The 18,717-nt window shown below is 47.0% G+C and carries 13 protein-coding genes; 7 read left to right on the top strand and 6 right to left on the bottom strand.

Annotation, left to right across the window (positions count from 1 at the left end):
- Positions 1 to 19 precede the first annotated feature (19 nt).
- The 3 genes from ACYVD4_RS04505 (at position 20) to ACYVD4_RS04515 (ending at position 4,811) form a co-directional block, all read left to right on the top strand.
- Positions 20 to 2,809, top strand: a complete 2,790-nt coding sequence (locus tag ACYVD4_RS04505) for a DUF1553 domain-containing protein (RefSeq protein WP_460942809.1) — start codon at positions 20 to 22, stop codon at positions 2,807 to 2,809.
- 1 nt (position 2,810) lies between these two features.
- On the top strand, positions 2,811 to 4,313 hold the full coding sequence (locus ACYVD4_RS04510; RefSeq protein WP_460942811.1) for a DUF1501 domain-containing protein: 1,503 nt from the start codon (positions 2,811 to 2,813) through the stop codon (positions 4,311 to 4,313).
- A 105-nt stretch (positions 4,314 to 4,418) separates the two neighbouring features.
- Positions 4,419 to 4,811 (top strand): DMT family transporter, encoded by a 393-nt coding sequence (locus tag ACYVD4_RS04515; RefSeq protein ID WP_460942813.1) that lies wholly within the window; start codon positions 4,419 to 4,421, stop codon positions 4,809 to 4,811.
- 18 nt (positions 4,812 to 4,829) lie between these two features.
- On the opposite strand, the gene gatC is transcribed toward ACYVD4_RS04515, so the two are convergent.
- The 3 genes from gatC to purH form a co-directional block, all read right to left on the bottom strand.
- Positions 4,830 to 5,117: an Asp-tRNA(Asn)/Glu-tRNA(Gln) amidotransferase subunit GatC gene (gene gatC, locus ACYVD4_RS04520; RefSeq protein WP_460942815.1), complete on the bottom strand. Its 288-nt coding sequence runs from the start codon at positions 5,115 to 5,117 to the stop codon at positions 4,830 to 4,832.
- A 65-nt stretch (positions 5,118 to 5,182) separates the two neighbouring features.
- Entirely contained in the window at positions 5,183 to 5,926 is a 744-nt protein-coding gene (locus ACYVD4_RS04525; RefSeq protein ID WP_460942817.1) for a lysophospholipid acyltransferase family protein, read from the bottom strand.
- An 88-nt stretch (positions 5,927 to 6,014) separates the two neighbouring features.
- Positions 6,015 to 7,544: a bifunctional phosphoribosylaminoimidazolecarboxamide formyltransferase/IMP cyclohydrolase gene (purH, locus tag ACYVD4_RS04530; protein WP_460942819.1), complete on the bottom strand. Its 1,530-nt coding sequence runs from the start codon at positions 7,542 to 7,544 to the stop codon at positions 6,015 to 6,017.
- Between the two features lie 176 nt (positions 7,545 to 7,720).
- Between purH and ACYVD4_RS04535 the strand changes: the two genes are divergently transcribed.
- Both ACYVD4_RS04535 and ACYVD4_RS04540 read left to right on the top strand, forming a co-directional pair.
- The gene (locus tag ACYVD4_RS04535) at positions 7,721 to 9,301 is read left to right on the top strand and encodes a lipopolysaccharide biosynthesis protein (RefSeq protein ID WP_460942820.1); all 1,581 of its coding nucleotides are present in this window, start codon (positions 7,721 to 7,723) and stop codon (positions 9,299 to 9,301) included.
- Between the two features lie 112 nt (positions 9,302 to 9,413).
- Positions 9,414 to 12,971 carry a CRTAC1 family protein gene (locus tag ACYVD4_RS04540; RefSeq protein WP_460942823.1) on the top strand — a complete coding sequence of 1,186 codons (3,558 nt, stop codon included), beginning with the start codon at positions 9,414 to 9,416 and terminating at the stop codon, positions 12,969 to 12,971.
- Between the two features lie 66 nt (positions 12,972 to 13,037).
- Here ACYVD4_RS04540 and ACYVD4_RS04545 read toward each other — a convergent pair whose 3' ends face one another.
- The 3 genes from ACYVD4_RS04545 to ACYVD4_RS04555 form a co-directional block, all read right to left on the bottom strand.
- Positions 13,038 to 13,940 carry a DUF4249 domain-containing protein gene (locus tag ACYVD4_RS04545; RefSeq protein WP_460942825.1) on the bottom strand — a complete coding sequence of 301 codons (903 nt, stop codon included), beginning with the start codon at positions 13,938 to 13,940 and terminating at the stop codon, positions 13,038 to 13,040.
- A 30-nt stretch (positions 13,941 to 13,970) separates the two neighbouring features.
- On the bottom strand, positions 13,971 to 16,409 hold the full coding sequence (locus ACYVD4_RS04550) for a TonB-dependent receptor (protein WP_460942827.1): 2,439 nt from the start codon (positions 16,407 to 16,409) through the stop codon (positions 13,971 to 13,973).
- Between the two features lie 183 nt (positions 16,410 to 16,592).
- Positions 16,593 to 17,474, bottom strand: a complete 882-nt coding sequence (locus ACYVD4_RS04555) for a PPK2 family polyphosphate kinase (protein WP_460942829.1) — start codon at positions 17,472 to 17,474, stop codon at positions 16,593 to 16,595.
- Positions 17,475 to 17,656: 182 nt separating this feature from the next.
- On the opposite strand from ACYVD4_RS04555, the gene msrA reads away from it, so the two are divergent.
- Positions 17,657 to 18,235, top strand: a complete 579-nt coding sequence (msrA, locus tag ACYVD4_RS04560; RefSeq protein WP_460943004.1) for a peptide-methionine (S)-S-oxide reductase MsrA — start codon at positions 17,657 to 17,659, stop codon at positions 18,233 to 18,235.
- A gap of 141 nt (positions 18,236 to 18,376) precedes the next feature.
- Positions 18,377 to 18,628, top strand: a complete 252-nt coding sequence (locus ACYVD4_RS04565; RefSeq protein WP_460942831.1) for a hypothetical protein — start codon at positions 18,377 to 18,379, stop codon at positions 18,626 to 18,628.
- Positions 18,629 to 18,717: the final 89 nt, after the last annotated feature.

Below are 18,717 nucleotides of genomic sequence, written 5' to 3' on the forward strand. Positions count from 1 at the left end.
ATTCGTTTGAATAAGTTGTATGAAAGCTCCGTGGATTCTTGTCGGCGCAGGAGGCATTGCGGGCGCATTGCTGCTCTCTTCGTTTCTGGGCATTTTCGAGAAACAGGTAGATTATAATAGCCAGATTAAGCCATTACTGAACAAAAACTGCATTGCCTGTCATGGGGGTGTTAAAAAGGCGGGGGGTTTCTCATTGCTGTTTCGGCATGAAGCAGTAGCCCCTACCAAATCAGGCAAACCGGCTATTATTCCCGGTGATGCCGACGCCAGTGAGATGATTCGGCGGCTTACACTCAGCGATCCTGAAGAACGTATGCCTCTCGATCATCCACCCCTTAAGCCCGAAGAAATTGATCTGCTTCGGAAGTGGATCGATCAGGGTGCGCAATGGGGCAATCACTGGGCTTATCTATCTGTGACAAAACCGGAAGTGCCTAAAATTGGTACGTTCCTGAGTCGGTTGGGCATCACCGAAAACGACGAAACACGTTGGGCAAAGAACGAAATCGACCATTTTATTCTCGACAAATTAAAGCAAGACAAGCTAACGCCTTCGCCCGAAGCTGACCCTGCTACGTTGATTCGACGGGTTTCTCTTGACTTAATCGGGCTACCACCTACAGAAAAGGAAGTACGCGATTTTGTGAGCGATACGTCGCCCAACGCTTACGAAAAAGTTGTGGATCGATTGCTTCAGTCGCCAGCCTATGGCGAACGTTGGACCGGCATGTGGCTCGATCTGGCTCGTTATGCCGACACAAAAGGATACGAACGCGATCCGGGTCGTAAAATTTGGCGTTACCGCGACTGGCTCATCAAAGCCTTCAACGAAGACAAACCCTTCGATCAGTTTACGGTTGAGCAGTTGGCGGGCGATTTATTGCCGCCACGTACCGACGGTTTGCCCGATGATGCCCAGCTAGTTGCAACAGGCTTTCATCGAAATACAATGAACAATGACGAAGGTGGTACGCAGGATGAAGAATTCCGCACATCGGCCGTTCTTGATCGGGTCAATACAACTTGGGATGTCTGGCTGGGCACTACGTTCTCCTGCGTGCAATGCCACAGCCATCCATACGATCCGTTTGTCAATGACGAGTATTACAAATTCGTTGCTTTCTTCAACAACACCCGCGACGAAGACGTAACAAGTGATACGCCAACGCTACGTTTCTACAAACCAGCCGATTCGCTCAAAATCGTTGATTTAAAAAACTACATCAAGGCCAGTTCCGGCGATTCAAAACAGGCTCAGGCGGCTGTAAATGAGGTTTCACATTTTATACGTACTGTAGAACCCAAAATTAACTCGCACGACTTCGACCAGTACGTGAATGCGTCATTGCTTGATGAAAAATATTTTGGTTTTCAGGACAAAGGTTCGGCACGTATCAAAAACGTTACGTTGACCGGACGGCCACGGATGCTGATTCGGTGGGGAACTAAAGCAACAAATGCAATGGTCACACTACGTTTGGATAAGCTTGACGGCCCTATTCTGGCAAAATTCCCTGCCCCTCGTCCTGGAAAAGATACCATTCAGATGTTTCCGATTCCGGCCATTCAGGGGAAGCATAATCTGTACATGTATCTGGACAGCCCTAAGACACCAAAAGACTGGGTACAGATTAAATGGGTTGCGTTTATGCCTATTTTGCCCGGCCAGCCTCAACTGGCTGTTGGTGAAAAAGATAAGATTTTACTCGATGTCTTGAATGCGGAAGCCGAACAAACGCCCATTATGATGGACGGAAAGGGTGATTTAGTTCGTAAAACTCACATTTTCGAACGTGGCAACTGGCTAGTCAAAGGCAAACAAGTAACTCCGGACGTACCAAAATCATTTCCGGCAATGGACCCTAAATTGCCTAAAAACCGATTAGGTATGGCTCGTTGGATAGTAAATCGGGAGCATCCGTTGACGGCTCGAGTGGCGGTCAATCGGTTCTGGGAACAATTGTTTGGGGCTGGCATTGTCGAAACCGTTGAAGATATGGGTACGCAGGGTATCTCACCAACCCACCGCGAGCTACTGGATTATTTGGCCGCCGAATTTATGGATGCTGACCACTGGAGCGTTAAAAAACTGCTCAAAAAAATAGTCATGTCAGCAACGTATCGGCAGGATTCAAAAGCCTCACCAGAACTATTGGCCCATGACCCATTCAATAAATTACTGGCGCGAGGTCCCCGCGTTCGTTTATCGGCCGAAGCGGTACGTGATCAGGCGTTGGCCGTCAGCGGCACGTTGAGCCAAAAGATGTTTGGACCGAGTGTAATGCCCATACAACCCGACGGCATCTGGCAGTCGCCCTACGATGGTGATTCGTGGAAACAAAGTACGGGCGAGGATTTGCACCGCCGGGCGTTGTACACGTACTGGAAACGTACTGCGCCCTATCCGTCGATGATAACATTCGACAGTCCGAGTCGCGAATTCTGTCAACTACGTCGATTACGTACCAATACGCCCTTACAGGCACTAGTGACGCTCAATGACCCTGTTTATGTAGAAGCGGCCCGGAATTTGGCTACGTACATGAAACAGCAAAGTTCATCGCCATCGGCGCAGATTCAGGCTGGTTTCCGGCGGATTATGTTACGTGATTTACCACCGAAGAAGCTCAACATACTTGTTCAGTTGTATAAAACTACAGAACAGCATTACCGTCAACGACCCGGCGAAGCGCAAAATCTGCTCGATCAACCCGGTGTTGATTGCAAAACGCTTACGCCTGAATTAGCCGCCCTGACCGTAACGGCCAACACCATGCTCAATCTCGACGAAGTGATTACGAAAGAGTGATATGAAAAACCTTCTTAACGAACTTCAGCAAGCGGCAGCGCTACGTGCCACCCGGCGGCATTTTCTGCACACCTGTTCAACAGGTTTGGGTGCTATGGCTATCGGCTCAACGCTGGCGGGTTGCGGCTTTTTCGATAAACGTACCGAACAATCGAATGACGTTGGCTCTACGTTACAAACCGATGAACCAACGGCGCCACGACCCTCTCAATACGTAGCAAAAGCCAAGCGGGTTATTTATATCCACATGGCGGGTTCACCCAGTCAACTGGAGCTATTCGATTACAAGCCCGAACTAGCTAAATATGACGGAAAAGATTGTCCGCAGGAATTACTAACGGGTAAGAAATTTGCCTTCATCCGAGGAGTTCCGAAAATGCTGGGACCTCAGGGTAAATTTGCACAACACGGGCAGTCAGGCGCGTGGGTATCAGACTATCTCCCTCATTTACAGAACGTAGTAGATGATATTACGTTTCTAAAAGGGATGCATACCGACCAGTTCAATCATGCCCCCGCTCAGTTATTGATGCACACCGGAAGTGCCCGACTCGGTCGGCCAAGCATGGGAGCTTGGGTAACTTACGGGCTGGGTACCGAAAATGATAATCTCCCCGGCTATATCGTACTGGCATCAGGCGGTAAACAACCCGACGCGGGCAAATCTGTCTGGGGAAGCGGGTTTTTACCGACGGTATATCAGGGCGTTCAGTGCCGGACCGATGGCGATCCGGTCCTCTACGCATCTGACCCATCGGGTATCAGCCGCGACGTTCGGAAAAACACCATTGATGCCATTAATCAGATTAACCAGCAGCAATACGACGACGTTAAAGATCCCGAAATCCTGACACGTATTGCGCAATATGAACTCGCCTTTCGGATGCAGATGTCGGTACCCGATGCGATGGACATTAAAAGCGAACCTCAGTATATTCTGGATAGCTACGGCGTCGACCCGAATAAAGGTTCGTTTGCCAGAAACTGTTTATTGGCTCGTCGACTAGTTGAACGCGGAGTTCGATTTGTGCAACTCTTCGATTGGGGTTGGGATACGCACGGAACCAGTGCACCGGGTTCCATCGATATTGGCCTGAAAAACAAATGTCAGGAATCCGACCAGGCCGTAGCTGCTTTGTTGCAGGATTTAAAGCAACGGGGACTTCTGGATGATACGTTGGTTGTGTGGGGGGGCGAATTTGGTCGAACGCCGATGCAGGAAAATCGCGATGGACAAACGCTTCCGTTTATGGGTCGCGATCATCATCTTGATGCATTCACGGTCTGGATGGCTGGTGGAGGAGTAAAACGCGGTTTTTCTTTCGGCGAAACCGACGACATTGGCTACTACGCGGTCAAAGACAAAGTACACATTCACGATCTTCAGGCCACGATTCTGCATCTGATGGGCTTCGATCACACGAAGCTGACGTATCAGTTTCAGGGCCGTCCATTCCGACTCACTGACGTAGCAGGGAAAATTGTTAAGCCAATTATAGCTTGATACAACGTAGCAAGACAGAAAAAAGCAACAATTTCTTAATCCTTGTATCGATTAAGCAGCTTTATTTAATGACGTCCTTTGCATCTATTGACACATAAAAGATGCATGGTTAGTCAGGCTACACTTTCGTGGATTTACCTGTTTAGTGCCGCCATCTGCGAAATGGTCTGGACATATTCGCTCAAATACATGCGCTGGGATGCGCTCAAAAGCCTGCGTTGGGATACTTTTTATCGACTCGACGCTGGGTTACCGATACTTTTACCCTGGGTTGCCTACGTTATTTTTGGTATCGTTAATACTATTCTTCTGGCCATCGCCATGCGCATAATTCCTACATCGACCGCGTTTGCTGTCTGGATGGCGTTAACGTTGGTTTTCCTGAAAGTAGCGGATGTCGTCTGGCTGAAACTAAGCTGGAGCTGGACAGAGCTATTTTTCATACTGCTCATCGCCGTTGGGATCGTTGGCCTGAAATCGGCAGAGCAAACTCAATAACGTAACACCTATTACGCTCTATTCCAAGACTTTCGGAACCTCGAAGAACTGTTCGTCGTGCTGCGGAGCGTTGACAAGAGCCTGTTCACGCGATAAGTGATTTTTCACTACGTCATCGCGTAATACGTTGGTTTCGTCAGAAATATGCGTCAACGGCTCAACACCCGTTGTATCAACTTCATTAAGCTGCTCCATCCAGGTCAATACGTTGTTCAGGCTGTTGAGCATGTCTGTTTCTTCATCAGGACGAACTTCTAAGCGGGCCAGATGAGCAATTTTATGGAGGGTTTCCTTGTCGACTTTCATAGGTCAAGAATGAAAGAGCGAAAGAACGAAAGGGTGAAAGAGTGAAAGTTATCCGGTCGACACGTTCACTCTTTCACTCTTTCACCCTTTCGTTCTTTGGGATTATTCATTAATTCAGTATTGATAATGTTATACGTTTCTTCTTTCAGCCACTCTAAATCATCAGGCGTCATCCCTTTTGTTTCGATAGGCTGATGAATAACGGCACGTAGCGGATGGCGCCGAAATCGAATTGGGCTTTTATCGGGCAGAATCAGGTAATTATTCAGCAACGTAACGGGTACAATTGGAACTTGCTGCTGAATCGCCATCGTAAATGCACCATCTTTAAACGGAACCATTTGCGGAGGGCTGGGCGCTTTTATACCTCCTTCCGGAAAAATAGCAATGCTACGTCCCGACGCCAGCGTACGTATCGATTTCGCTAATGAATACGCTCGGCTATTCGGCTGGCTCCTGTCGACCTGTACGTGCAGTTTGGCAAACATATAGCCGAGTAGCGGAATGTGTTTAACTTCACTTTTCCCTACAAAAGCGTAGAAATTCTTAATGATAACGCCGAAAGCGGCAATATCAAGATACGAAAAGTGATTGGCGCAGAATACGTACACCGTTTTGGGATCAGGACGAAATCGATGATCGACTTCAACCCGAATACCTGCTCCCAAAAAGAACAACGTTCCCCAGATGTAATTGACTTTGTGCGCCAACGGTTTCCAGGCTTCACGCTGTAGAAACACAAACTGGATAGGGAACAGGATGAGATACAATCCCACAAACCAAATAGCGCACCAGATTGTGTATAGCATATGTTTCAGAACCGCTCCGGCGGCCCGGCGGGATTTTACAAGATTGAATTCAGAACCGCTCCGGCAGCCCGGCGCGGTTCTGAAATTATCAGTGTTTAAAATGACGCACGCCGGTAGTTACCATAGCCAGATCGTGCTGATTGCAGTAATCGATAGAGTCCTGATCGCGGATGGAGCCGCCGGGTTGAACAACGGCTGTGATGCCAGCCTGTCCCGCAATTTCAACGCAATCGGGGAATGGGAAAAAGGCATCTGAAGCCATAACCGCACCGTTCAGATCGAAGCCAAACGTATGGGCTTTTTCAATGGCCTGTTTCAGCGCGTCAACCCGCGAAGTCTGTCCTACTCCACTAGCCAGCAACTGACCTTCTTTGGCCAGAACAATCGTGTTCGACTTAGTATGCTTGCAAACTTTCAGCGCAAACTCAAGTGCACGTACTTCGCTGTCGGTCGGTACTTTATTCGTTACGGTTTTGAATTGACTGGCGGTTTCGGCCTGATTGTCCTTATCCTGCTCCAGAACGCCGTTCAAAATGGTTTTGAACATAACCGTTGGCAACGTAACGGCATTACGTTGTAACAGAATCCGGTTCTTCTTCGACTGGAGCAATTTTAGGGCCTCAGGCTCGTAGCTGGGCGCAATCAGAATTTCCATGAACAACTTGTTCAGTTCTTCAGCCGTTTCCAGATCAACCGCTACGTTCGTAATCACCACACCCCCAAATGCCGAAACAGGGTCGCAGGCTAACGCTTGCAGATACGCTTCTTTGGCAGTTGGTGCTGTGGCAATTCCGCAGGCATTAGTATGTTTAATGATGGCAAACGTGGTATCGCTAAACTCATCGATCAGGCTTACGCAGGCATCAACATCGACCAAATTATTGTACGACAGTTCTTTACCATGCAATTTCTCAAACATCGCTTCTAAATCACCATAGAAACTTGCTTGCTGGTGCGGGTTTTCGCCGTAACGCAGGTGCGTAGCTGGCAACGATTTGAAATCGTAAATCGCACTGGCCGAACGTGGTTCAACGCCCGAAAAGTAAGCCTGAATAGCCGTATCGTACTGCGACGTAACAGCAAAAGCTTCACCCGCATAATGACGACGATCTTCTACGTCTGTCGAACCATTTTTCTCGCTCAGCAACGTAGCAACCTTGCCGTATTGACTCCGTGAGGAAACGATCAGTACGTCGTTATAATTTTTAGCAGCCGCCCGAATCAGCGAAATACCACCGATGTCTATCTTTTCGATGATGTCTTCATCGGAAGCACCCGATGCTACGGTTTCTTCGAAAGGATACAGATCAACCACTACCATGTCGATAGGTGGAATCTGGTGCCGCTCTGCCTGTACCAGATCTTCGGGCAGTTCGCGACGATACAAAATACCGCCCATAACGGCTGGGTGCAGCGTTTTCACACGTCCGCCGAAAATAGACGGATAACCCGTTATATCTTCAACAGCCGTAACCGGAACGCCGAGTTGCTCAATAAAAGCCTGCGTACCACCCGTTGAATAAAGCTTAACGTTCTGATCGTGTAACAGACGTACTAATGGTTCGAGTCCGTCTTTATAAAAAACGGAAATCAGTGCCGAAGAAATTTTGAGAGACATGAAGTCGATAAACCGTCGGTGGGTTCTTTTTAATAGTTGTTGGTTAGAAAGTTTTTCGCTGCTGGGTACAGCGCACTTCGAACAGAAGTGCAAAGATAACCAAAGGTCTTAACTTTGTCAGCCCATTAGGTCGTCGGCTTCATAAAGCTTTGTTCGGCAGGGCATTCCTGACAAAAATGAGTACGTTCAAAAAATTAGCGAGCGACACGGCACTTTATGGTGTCAGTACAATTCTGGGGCGGCTGCTTAACTACGCGCTCGTACCAATTCAGACCTATGCCTTCGCCAAACCAGCAGCCATGGCGTCAAACGTTGAGTTGTATAGCTGGATCGGCGTTTTACTGGTTGTATATACCCTTGGTCTCGAAACGGCATTCTTCCGTTTTATTGCCCGTTCGAAAGATCAGCCGGCAGCCGAAAAGCAGCGCATTTTTAATCAATCGCTCAGCATCGTTGTCTGCATCAGCCTCATTTCCAGTATATTTCTCATCATTCTGGCTCCACAAATAACGGTTTGGCTTGATTTTCCGGGACAGGAACGGTTTATACGCTGGTCGGCCATGCTGGTTGCCATCGACGCTGTTGTCGCCATTCCGTTTGCCCGACTGCGGGCCGAAAACCGGGCGCGGGAGTTTGTCGGGGCGAAAATTACGAACATCGTCATCGTTGTTATCCTGAACGTATTCTTTCTGGTTCTGGCGAAAGACATTTCCGAAGGAAAATATTTGTCCGACCTGCGTTCTATTGCCCAACGGATTTATGATCCTGAAATCGGTCCCGGTTATATATTTCTGGCGAATCTGATCGGGAACGCGCTTTATTTCCTGATTATTCGGAAAGCTTTTGCCGGATTTAGCTTTGAACTTAACGGAACACAAAGCCGTGCGCTGGTTGCCTATGCGTTTCCCATCATGCTGACAAATCTAGCCAGTGTACTCAACCTGCTCACTGACCGGCTTTTTTTACGCCATTTTCTGCCAGAAGGTTTTTATCCCGGCTTATCGTCTGAAACCGTGCTGGGTATTTACGGCAACTGCCTGAAACTATCGGTCTTTATGGCGTTGGCGATTCAATCGTTCAAGTTTGCCGCCGACCCGTTCTTTTTCTCACAAGCCGAAGACAAAAATGCGCCTTCACTGCTGGCCAACGTAACAAAATGGTTCATCATTGTTTGCGTCTTGATCTGGGTGGGAGTCAGCCTGAACCTCGACCTGATCGGTACCATTTTCCTTCGCTCGAAAGCATATCGATTGGGTCTGGACGTAGTGCCATTTCTGTTGCTGGGCAATCTCTTGCTGGGCGTTTATTATAATATTTCGTTCTGGTTCAAGCTGAAAGATAAAACCCAGTTTGGCACGTTGATTACCGTTGTGGGTACACTGGCAACCATTGGCCTGAACCTGATTCTCATTCCCAGAATGGGGTACATGGGCTGTGCCGTGGCATTTCTGGCATCAAGCTTTATCATGATGGTGCTGTGCTACGTACTGGGCGAGAAGTACTACCCCGTTCCGTACGATGTGCGGTCAGCCACTACGTATATTTTAGCGGCAGGGCTGCTTATCTGGGGCTCCTGGCAATTTCCCATCGCTAACCTCTGGATTGCGGTTCCTGTGCATCTGGGACTGTTTGGCCTGTTTTTACTATTAATTCTCCTGCTCGAACGTAGCAGTTTACGGCCCTTGCTACGTCGTGTTCAGCAACGGGGCCGCCCGAAAGCTACTCCGAACGTATCGTCTCAAAACGATCCATCCTGAGTCGGCAAAATTTAGTTCGATACGTAGCGTTTTTTGTACAAACCGAAGTTTTTATCGGTAAATTTGACGATAGTCGACTCTTTTTACCACCGTAGAAGACGATTACCTATTCATGAATACATATTTTCGAAGCAACCTCTGGATACTGACCATTGCGTTTGCCTGCTTCCTTGCTGGCTGTAAAGAAAAAGCCTTATTTGAGCGCGTCAGCTCCAGCGAAAGCGGAATTTCCTTCGCCAATACCATTACCAACAGCGATACCCTTAATATTTTAAGCTACCAGTACTTTTACAATGGCGGAGGTGTTGGCGTTGGTGATTTTAATGGTGATCAGAAACCCGATGTTTTCTTTGCCGGGAATCAGGTAGCTAATAAGCTCTACATTAATGAAACAGAGCCGAACGGCGGTAATTTTCAGTTTAAAGACATAACCGAATCGGCAGGTGTTGGTGGAGGAGGGCGCTGGTGTTCGGGCGTGTCGGTGGTTGATATCAACGCCGATGGCAAATTAGATGTTTATGTATCGACAACACTTCATAAAGATGCCGCGCGTCGAGCCAATTTGTTATATGTAAATCAGGGAAATGACGCTAGTGGTTCGCCCAAGTTTCGCGAAATGGCAATCGATTACGGTATTGCCGATACTACGTTTTCCACGCATTCGGCATTTTTCGATTACGATAACGACGGTGACCTCGACCTTTTTGTACTGGTCGATCAGGTTTACGACGAACGTAGTCCGAGTTATTTGCATGCACGTATCGACGATGGTTCATCACCCAATATCGACCGTCTGTATCGGAACGACTTCGACCCAAAACGGGGCCACGCTTATTACACCGAGGTGACTAAACAGGCTGGTATTCTGGCCGAAGGTTTTGGTCTGGGCGTAAATATCTGCGACATCAACCGCGATGGCTGGAAAGACATCTACATAACAAACGACTTCACAACCAGCGATGTACTGTACGTAAACAACCACGACGGTACATTTACCAATCGGGCACAGCAGTCGTTTAAACATACCAGCCTCACGGCCATGGGCAACGACGTAGCGGATATTAATGGCGACGGACTGGCCGACATAATTGTGATGGATATGCTTCCCGAGGATAATCTCCGCAAAAAGAGCCTGATGGGAAGCACTGCCTATTTCATTTATCAGGAGTGGGAAAAGCTGAAATATGAGCATCAATACACCCGTAATACGTTACAGATAAATCAGGGAGTTCCGCCAACCGATACGTCGAAAGCACAGATGCCGGTTTTCAGCGAAGTAGGTATGTTGGCGGGTGTAGCCGAAACAGAATGGAGCTGGTCGTCTTTACTGGCCGATCTTGACCACGACGGAAATCGGGATCTTTTGGTGACCAATGGTTATCCCCGCGATATTACCGACCGAGATTTTATGACGTATTACAGCTCAGTCAATAGACTATTAACCAGTGACTTAAAAAAAGAATTGATCGAAAAAGTACCGGAAGTAAAAATAAAGAATTACGCGTTCCGAAATAAAGGAAATGCTACCTTCGAGAACGTAACAGATAGCTGGGGTATGTCGGAACCTAGTTTTTCTAATGGGGCGGCTTATGCCGATTTTGATGGCGATGGCGATTTAGACTACGTAATTAACAATATCAACGACGAAGCATTTGTCTATCGAAACAACCTAAGCGATAAGAAAGCGGATGATACACATTTTTTGCGCATCCGGTTTGAGGGCGATGGTCCCAATCCAATGGGACTAGGCGCCACGGTTGAATTTTCGCTCGCCGACGGACGGAAAGATTTTTATGAGCATACACCTTATCGAGGTTATCTATCTAGCGTTGAGCCAATTGCTCATTTCGGTTTAGGTAAAGATAAAGTCATCAAAACACTGAAAGTGACCTGGCCGGGTGGCCACGTTCAGGTCCTTTCAGACGTCAAGGCCGATCAAACGATTTCGGTTAAGGTTAGCGATGCAAAACCTATTACGGCTATTCAACAAAGTCGTCTGGCTCAGAAAACGCTGCTTCAGGACGTAACAAAATCGCTTGGCATTACGTATCGCCATGAAGAAACCGATATTATTGATTTCAACGTCCAGAAAACATTGCTGCATAAACTGACCGAGTATGGCCCTGCGCTGGCCGTTGGCGATGTAAACGGCGATGGACTTATGGATTTGGCAATAGGTGGTAGTTCAAATTATCCTACAGAACTTTTATTACAGCAACCAAATGGTCGTTATACCTTAAAACCATTACCGACTAAGCTGGCCGAAGATACTGGACTGCTTTTATTTGATGCGGATGCCGACGGTGATTTGGATTTATATGTTGCCAGCGGAAGCCCCGAATTTAACCCCGATCAAATGGCCGAAGTCATGCGTCATCGGCTTTATCAGAACGACGGCAAAGGCAATTTCACATTATCAATCAATGCGTTGCCCAATTTCCAAACAAATGGTTCCTGCGTAAAAGCGGCCGATTTTGATGGTGATGGCGACCTTGATTTATTTGTGGGCGGGCGTGTTGAGCCGTATAAATACCCCAAAGGTATATCGAGCCATTTGCTACGTAACGATAGCCAGAAAGGGCTACCGAAATTTACCGACGTAACGGTACAGGTGGCGCCCATTCTGGCCAAGGAAGGTCTTACCTGTGACGCGCTCTGGACCGATTACGACAACGATGGCGATCCCGATTTGCTAATAGCCGGAGAATGGGCACCCTTAATGATGCTTCAGAATCAGAAAGGTCAATTAAAACCTTTGGAAAATAATGGCCTGACCGACAAAGCTGGTTTCTGGAATTCGCTCACTCCCGGTGATTTTGACAACGACGGTGATATTGATTATCTGGCTGGTAATTTAGGCCAGAACAATCTTCTACGTGCCAGTTCCGATCGCCCGGTGCGTATCTATGCCGGCGATTTCGACAACAACGGCTTCTATGACGCATTCCCGACGGTTTATTTCAAAAATGCCAAAGGCCAATACGACGAATATCCGTATTTCGGCTGGGACGATATGGTGAAGCAGATGATCGGTATTAAACGTCGGTATCTAAAATATGCCGATTATGGCGCAGCGACTATCAGCCAGATTCTGACTGAAGAAGAACGAAATCAAGCACTTAAGTTGTCAGCTACGTATTTATCGAGTAGCTACATTGAGAACAAAGGTCAAGGCAAATTTGAGGTTCACCCTTTGCCAACAATGGCACAGACGGCCCCTCTATTTGGTATGGTAGCTCAGGATATTGACGGCGATGGAAATCTGGATGCGGTTCTGGTTGGCAACGAATATGGTAGCGATTTAGTAGCGGGCCGGATGGACGCGTTCGACGGGTTAGTGCTGAAAGGCGATGGAAAAGGCAATTTTGTACCGCTTTCTATGGCAAAAAGTGGCTTCTACGTTCCGGGAAATGCGAAAGCTATGGTAAACTTACCCGATAATCAGGGCCGGAGCCAATTAGTGATAAGCGAAAACCGAGGACCACTACGTGTCTTTTCCGTAACACAACCACAAACCTTTTCGCCCGTCGACTCACGCACGACGACGTTAACCATTCAACTCAAAAATGGGCAATTACGTCGGCAGGAAATTCCGTTTGGTACGTCGTTCTATAGCCAATCGGCGCGGGGAGTATGGCTACTACCCGGTGAGAAAATCATCAAGAAATAAACTGTATCAACCCTCCCCTAAATCCCTCCCCTAAAACTAGGGGAGGGGTTTAGGGGAGGGTTCAGATTAATAAGGGCGCTCACGGAGGTTTGGAGCCGCCACCGTGGCAGTTATACTACGTACTGCCGATGTAATAAAGAAGCCGGTCGCCTTTCGGCCATTGGCATTTGTATTGATAACATTGGTTGGTACGTTGGCTGGAGGAGTTGCAAATAATCCGCCATTCGTGATCTGACCACGTAGCAGATTCCAGAAGGTAAACGCTTCGTGCGAAATCGAATGAAGTTCCACCTTTACGTTATCATTCTGAGCATATAAACTATCCGGATTGATTGACAAACGAATCGGAGCAATAAACAGCAGCCCGTCTGTTACCTGACTCGCCCCCTGAAACGCTCCATCTTCCGATAGAATAATATTTCGGGCTTTGTTCTGTAGTTCACCATTCCGGTAAAAACGAACCCGGTAATAATCGGTTCCGCCCGCAATGTCGGTTGAATAAAATTCGCCCCGGTAGCCTTCGTTTTTCGACAATGGATTCAGTTTCCGTTTTACAAAAACAAGCGAATCAACTTTAGGAACCCGATTCAGTTTCGACGTAGCACGGTACGTTTCGCCCTGATAAGCAATAGTTAGTTGATACGTCCGGCCAATTTTGCCCAACGTATCGTTTTTGGTTGGTTGCCAGACGTAGTACCCGTCATTATCCAGATCGAGAAATTGATACGTTTTCCCGGCATCGTCCGAAACCGTTACCGTTGCACTGGTTGCAACTGGCGGTGTGCTGCTATCGAAATAAGGCGCTGTTTGGGTAAGCCGAATACGCTGCGGTCCCGGTTGATCGGTTATCAAGGCATCAACCGAAAGCTGCGATGGGCCTGTATCAAGTTTGGCGTCGATAACCGTTGTACACTGACTGAATAGCAACGTAACGCCTACTATGGATAAGAAAAAAGAAAACCGTTTCATGTTCGTATAGATCGACCCGAAGGCAGTTTCTTAAAATTTGAAGTTGTAGGTCACCGATGGAATTGCCGTTGCAAAAACCGAATAGCGAATGGCTTCGGTTACCCGTGGATTGTCGGCATTGGGTTGGAAATACACCGAAAATGGATTCTTCCGGGCATAAGCATTATAGACCGAGAAAACCCAATTGTCTTCTTTGCGCTTGCCCGGCCGTTTACGTCCCTGCAACGTAACGGCTAAATCGAGCCGGTGATACGCCGGAATCCGGTAATTATTTCGCGCATTTTCGTAATTGTTCGGTACTACGAAATCGCCATACTCAAATCGATTAGTCGGGAATGTAGTAGGTGTACCACTGGCCAGCGTGAACGTAGCGGAAAAATTCCAGCGTTTTGCATTTGGCGGATCGAACAACAAAACGGACGTAAGCGTGTGGCGTTTATCGAAACGGGTTGGGTACCAGTCACCATTGTTGATTCCGGCTACCTGCCGTTCGGTTTTGGCCAATGTGTAGCTAATCCAGCCATTTACTACGCCCGTGTTCCGTTTGACATAAAACTCGGCGCCATAAGCCCGGCCTTTTCCGTTCAGCAGATCACCTTCGAGGTATTTATTCAGAATCAGGCTAGCTCCGTCAATGTAATCAATCTGGTTCTGAAGCCATTTGTAATAGACCTCTACCGACGCTTCGAACTCCTGCCCGTTTTTACCAAAATTCTTGAAATAGCCACCCGCCACCTGATCGCCAATTTGTGGGGCAATATTATTAGTCGAAGGCGTCCAGATGTCGAGTGGAGTTGATGCGCTCGTATTCGAAATCAGGTGAATGTATTGTGCCAATCGGTTATAACTCAGTTTGAGCGAACTGTTGTTATTTAACTCATACTTGGCCGAAAAACGAGGTTCCCAGTTTCCGTAGGTTTTAATCGTATTGTTCCCTTTGTAGCCCACCGTTGTAACAACCTCCCGTCGTTGTCCCAGCGGAACTTCGGTCTGGAATACATAAGCTTCGCCGGGACCGATGTAGTTAAACAGAGAATAACGTAGCCCGTATTGAAGCTGTAATTTTGGTGTTACTTGCTGTTCGTTACCTATATAAAGTGCATTTTCAAGCGCGTATTTACTTTCCAGCCCAAACGAACGGACGCTCCCGCCACTTGCCGCCGTAGCCATTCCCGGTTGAAAATCATGCACAATCGACTGCCCGCCAAACGTGATCGTATTCTTACCCAGAAACAGCGAAAAATCAGGTTTAATACTGTAATCGACAATGCGCGAATCCGTCTTGAAAAAATCATTCGGACGTTTTCCTTTTAAGTCGGTGTTGAGCGAATAGTCGTAATTGCTGTAATAGGCTGTTGTATTCAGGAAAAGTCGGTCGCTGAATACGTGGTTCCAACGGGCCGACAACGTAGTGTTTCCCCAGTTAAATCCGAAATCAGAACCGAACACATCGCGCCCTAAATAGCCCGACAGAAAAACAGTGTTTTTATCATTGATGCGGTAATTACCCTTCGCCGTGAGATCGTAGAAGTAAAACTTAGCCCCTCGCAGATCACTATTCAGAAATGGTTGCGCCAGAATATCGGCATACGAACGTCGGGCCGCTACGATAAATGATCCTTTCCCTTTAAAAACTGGACGTTCATACGACAATCGACTAAATATCAAGCCAATGCCGCCGTTCAGTTCTGGTTTTTTGGCGTTTCCTTCTTTCAACCGTACATCGAGAATAGAAGCAATACGTCCGCCATAATTAGCTGGAATACCGCCTTTGATGAGCTTTACGTCTTTAACGGCATCGGGATTGAACACCGAAAAGAAGCCAAACAAGTGCGACGAATTGTAAACTGGTGCTTCGTCGAGTAAAACCAGATTCTGGTCGATGCTACCACCCCGAACGTTAAAACCCGTTGCGCCCTCTCCTACCGTCGAAACGCCAGGCAAGAGTTGAATGCTGCGTACTACGTCGACCTCACCCAACAGCGCCGGAATACGTTGCAGGGTTTTTACGTCAATCTTATTGACGCTCATTTCGATGTTTTTGACGTTGTCATCTTCCCGTTTGGTAGACACAACCACTTCCTGAAGATCTTTTCCCTCCTGCTCCAGTTCAAGGTCGAGCCGTACGTTTTTATCGTCCAACGTAACGGTTTTGGTTTGTTTGGCATAGCCAACGTAACTGATAACCAGATTATACGTACCGGCTTGCAAGGTAACGCCGTAAAATCCGTAGCTATTAGTTACGGCTCCGGTGCCCGTTTCTTTCACATAAATAGAAACGCCAATAAGTCCTTCGCCGTTGGCGGCATCTTTTATATAACCACTAATGGTATACGCAGCCGAACGAGCGCCTTTGTTCTGATACGTATCGAGCGAATTGGCAGTCTGATTACTTTGTGCTTTGCTAGCCATGAATGGCAGAAAAGCAATAAAAGCATAGCATACCCAGAATCGGATATTGTTTTTCATTGCGTTATCAGAGAAGTCTTCATGGTTGGCATGAAGACTCAGGTTGTATAGTTGTAACAACGCAAAGGTATTTCCGGGCTTGCTCAACTTTGCCAAAAATTAGATGAACCATCGAAATTTGGGGTTGAATGGCCTTGAGTGTATGACAAAACCAATACGTTCATTGATTAAGAATCCACTACGTTACTGAGCTTTTATAACCTCAATTAGCTTCTGAAGCTCCTTAAACCGCTTTTCGTCTGACTTTGGATTCTCAATAGGCAGCTTTTTGATCTCCTGAATAACAATTTGGCCTACCAACAGCCGCATATTCTTTTTATCGTCGGCCGGAATAACGTACCAAGGCGCATTTTCCGTAGCCGTTTCGTTAATGCAATCTTCGTAAGCTTTCTGATAGTCGTCCCAGAAATTACGTTCTTTTACGTCACCTTCCTCAAATTTCCAGTTTTTTTCAGGGTCCTCAATACGTTCGATCAATCGGTCGGCCTGTTCTTCTTTCGATACGTGCAGGTAGAATTTAATGGTTGGAAAGCCATTCCGATGCAGGAATTTTTCCATTTCCTGAATAGCCTCGTAACGATGTTTAAAAAGCTTGTCGAGATTATCAGTCGTTTTTTCGGGCAATCGCTGGCTCTGCGTCAGAATTTCCGGATGCACTTTCACCACCAGTACTTCTTCATAGTAGGATCGATTGAAAATACCGATAGTACCCCGTTCGGGCAATTCGCGCCAGCTTCGCCATAGGAAATCGTGGTCAAGTTCCTGTTCGGTTGGTCGTTTGAACGACGTAACACGTAGCCCGGCCGGATTCGTACCGGTAAAAACGTGCTGAATCGTACCATCTTTCCCGGCGGCATCCAACGCCTGAAATACAATTAACAAACCATATTTATTGTGCGCATACATGCGTTCCTGCCACTTATCGATTTCGGCCGCCTGATGACGTAGCATTGCTTCGTAATGCTCGTCATCTTCGTAAACATCGTCTACTTTGGTAGGGGCTTTTTTCAGTTTTAATGATTTTGTACCGTCGTAGCGAAATTGGTCAATGTCAAATTCCTTCACAGTATCGGAGCGTAAACTTTACGCGAATTAGTTATGTTATGATTACGGATTTACAACCACAAACCTAACGAATGGTTGCTCTATTATATCGTTCAAAACCAATTACGTTGTTGATTCTTCTGTTGTTCAGCTCTGGGCTGGTTGGGAAAGCGCAACGACTCACTAAAAAGAAAACAGTTTCTATGACAACAAATCAATCGGCCAATCTAGAGAAAGCTACGTTCGGTACGGGCTGTTTCTGGTGTACCGAAGCCGTGTATGAATCGCTCGATGGCGTCATATCAGCCGTATCAGGTTATGAAGGCGGTCAGAAGGTGAACCCAACGTATAAAGAAGTTTGTACGGGCGAAACAGGTCATGCCGAATGCGTTGAGGTAACGTATGATCCTTCTAAAATTACCTATACTGAATTATTGGAAGCCTTCTTCCGAAGCCACGACCCTACTACGTTAAATCGGCAGGGTAATGATATAGGAACCCAGTATCGTTCGGCCATTTTTTATCATAATGATGAACAGAAAAAATTAGCCGAAACTGCTAAAACAGAGCTCGATAAATCAGGAGCCTACGGCAGTAAAATTGTAACTCAGGTTGTACCAGCTACTACGTTCTACGAAGCGGAAGCTTATCATCAGAATTATTTTGCCAATAACCCAAATCAAGGATATTGCGCATTTGTGGTAGCACCCAAGCTCGAAAAATTCCGGAAAGTTTTTAAAGAGAAGCTAAAGCCCGAAATCAAGGCGGTAGCAAACCACTAAGAAAACCCCTTAAGCCCCAGAAAATGGGGCTTTTTTATTGTCTCTTATTGTAGATAGTACCTGTTTACTATTAGGTTGTTAAGTAAGTTTTTGTACCTTATTTACACTATAAGATACAAGCATAGTCTCTTTAAGGTACAAATGAAAGTTACCCTACGCGAAAAGCCGATCGGTAGTGGCCGTAAAAGTCTTTATCTGGATTTTTATCCGCCTATCTCCCACCCAGAAACTGGTAAACCTACCCGAAGAGAGTTTTTGGGCCTTTATGTCTATGATAAGCCTCGACTTGAGTTGGAGCGTAGACACAGCAAAGAAACACGTCTGCTGGGAGAGAATATCTGTGCTAAACGGCAATTATCGACCCAGAGTGGCCACTTGAGTATTTCGGAGTAAACTGACCCACTTAACACGGAGCATGCCGACCCAGGCATTCCGGAGCAAACTGACCCACCCCGTTTTGAAGTAGGAATCGCGTCACCGCT

The organism is Spirosoma daeguense (genome assembly GCF_054776875.1).

Excerpts from the sequence above, each read along its gene's own strand:
- ACYVD4_RS04535 (WP_460942820.1), top strand. The coding sequence starts at position 7,721 with ATGAGTACGTTCAAAAAATTAGCGAGCGACACGGCACTTTATGGTGTC.
- ACYVD4_RS04510 (WP_460942811.1), top strand. The coding sequence starts at position 2,811 with ATGAAAAACCTTCTTAACGAACTTCAGCAAGCGGCAGCGCTACGTGCC.
- ACYVD4_RS04565 (WP_460942831.1), top strand. The coding sequence starts at position 18,377 with ATGAAAGTTACCCTACGCGAAAAGCCGATCGGTAGTGGCCGTAAAAGT.
- gatC (WP_460942815.1), bottom strand. The coding sequence starts at position 5,117 with ATGAAAGTCGACAAGGAAACCCTCCATAAAATTGCTCATCTGGCCCGC.
- ACYVD4_RS04525 (WP_460942817.1), bottom strand. The coding sequence starts at position 5,926 with ATGCTATACACAATCTGGTGCGCTATTTGGTTTGTGGGATTGTATCTC.
- msrA (WP_460943004.1), top strand. The coding sequence starts at position 17,657 with ATGACAACAAATCAATCGGCCAATCTAGAGAAAGCTACGTTCGGTACG.
- ACYVD4_RS04550 (WP_460942827.1), bottom strand. The coding sequence starts at position 16,409 with ATGAAAAACAATATCCGATTCTGGGTATGCTATGCTTTTATTGCTTTT.
- ACYVD4_RS04505 (WP_460942809.1), top strand. The coding sequence starts at position 20 with ATGAAAGCTCCGTGGATTCTTGTCGGCGCAGGAGGCATTGCGGGCGCA.
- ACYVD4_RS04515 (WP_460942813.1), top strand. The coding sequence starts at position 4,419 with ATGGTTAGTCAGGCTACACTTTCGTGGATTTACCTGTTTAGTGCCGCC.
- purH (WP_460942819.1), bottom strand. The coding sequence starts at position 7,544 with ATGTCTCTCAAAATTTCTTCGGCACTGATTTCCGTTTTTTATAAAGAC.
- ACYVD4_RS04540 (WP_460942823.1), top strand. The coding sequence starts at position 9,414 with ATGAATACATATTTTCGAAGCAACCTCTGGATACTGACCATTGCGTTT.
- ACYVD4_RS04545 (WP_460942825.1), bottom strand. The coding sequence starts at position 13,940 with ATGAAACGGTTTTCTTTTTTCTTATCCATAGTAGGCGTTACGTTGCTA.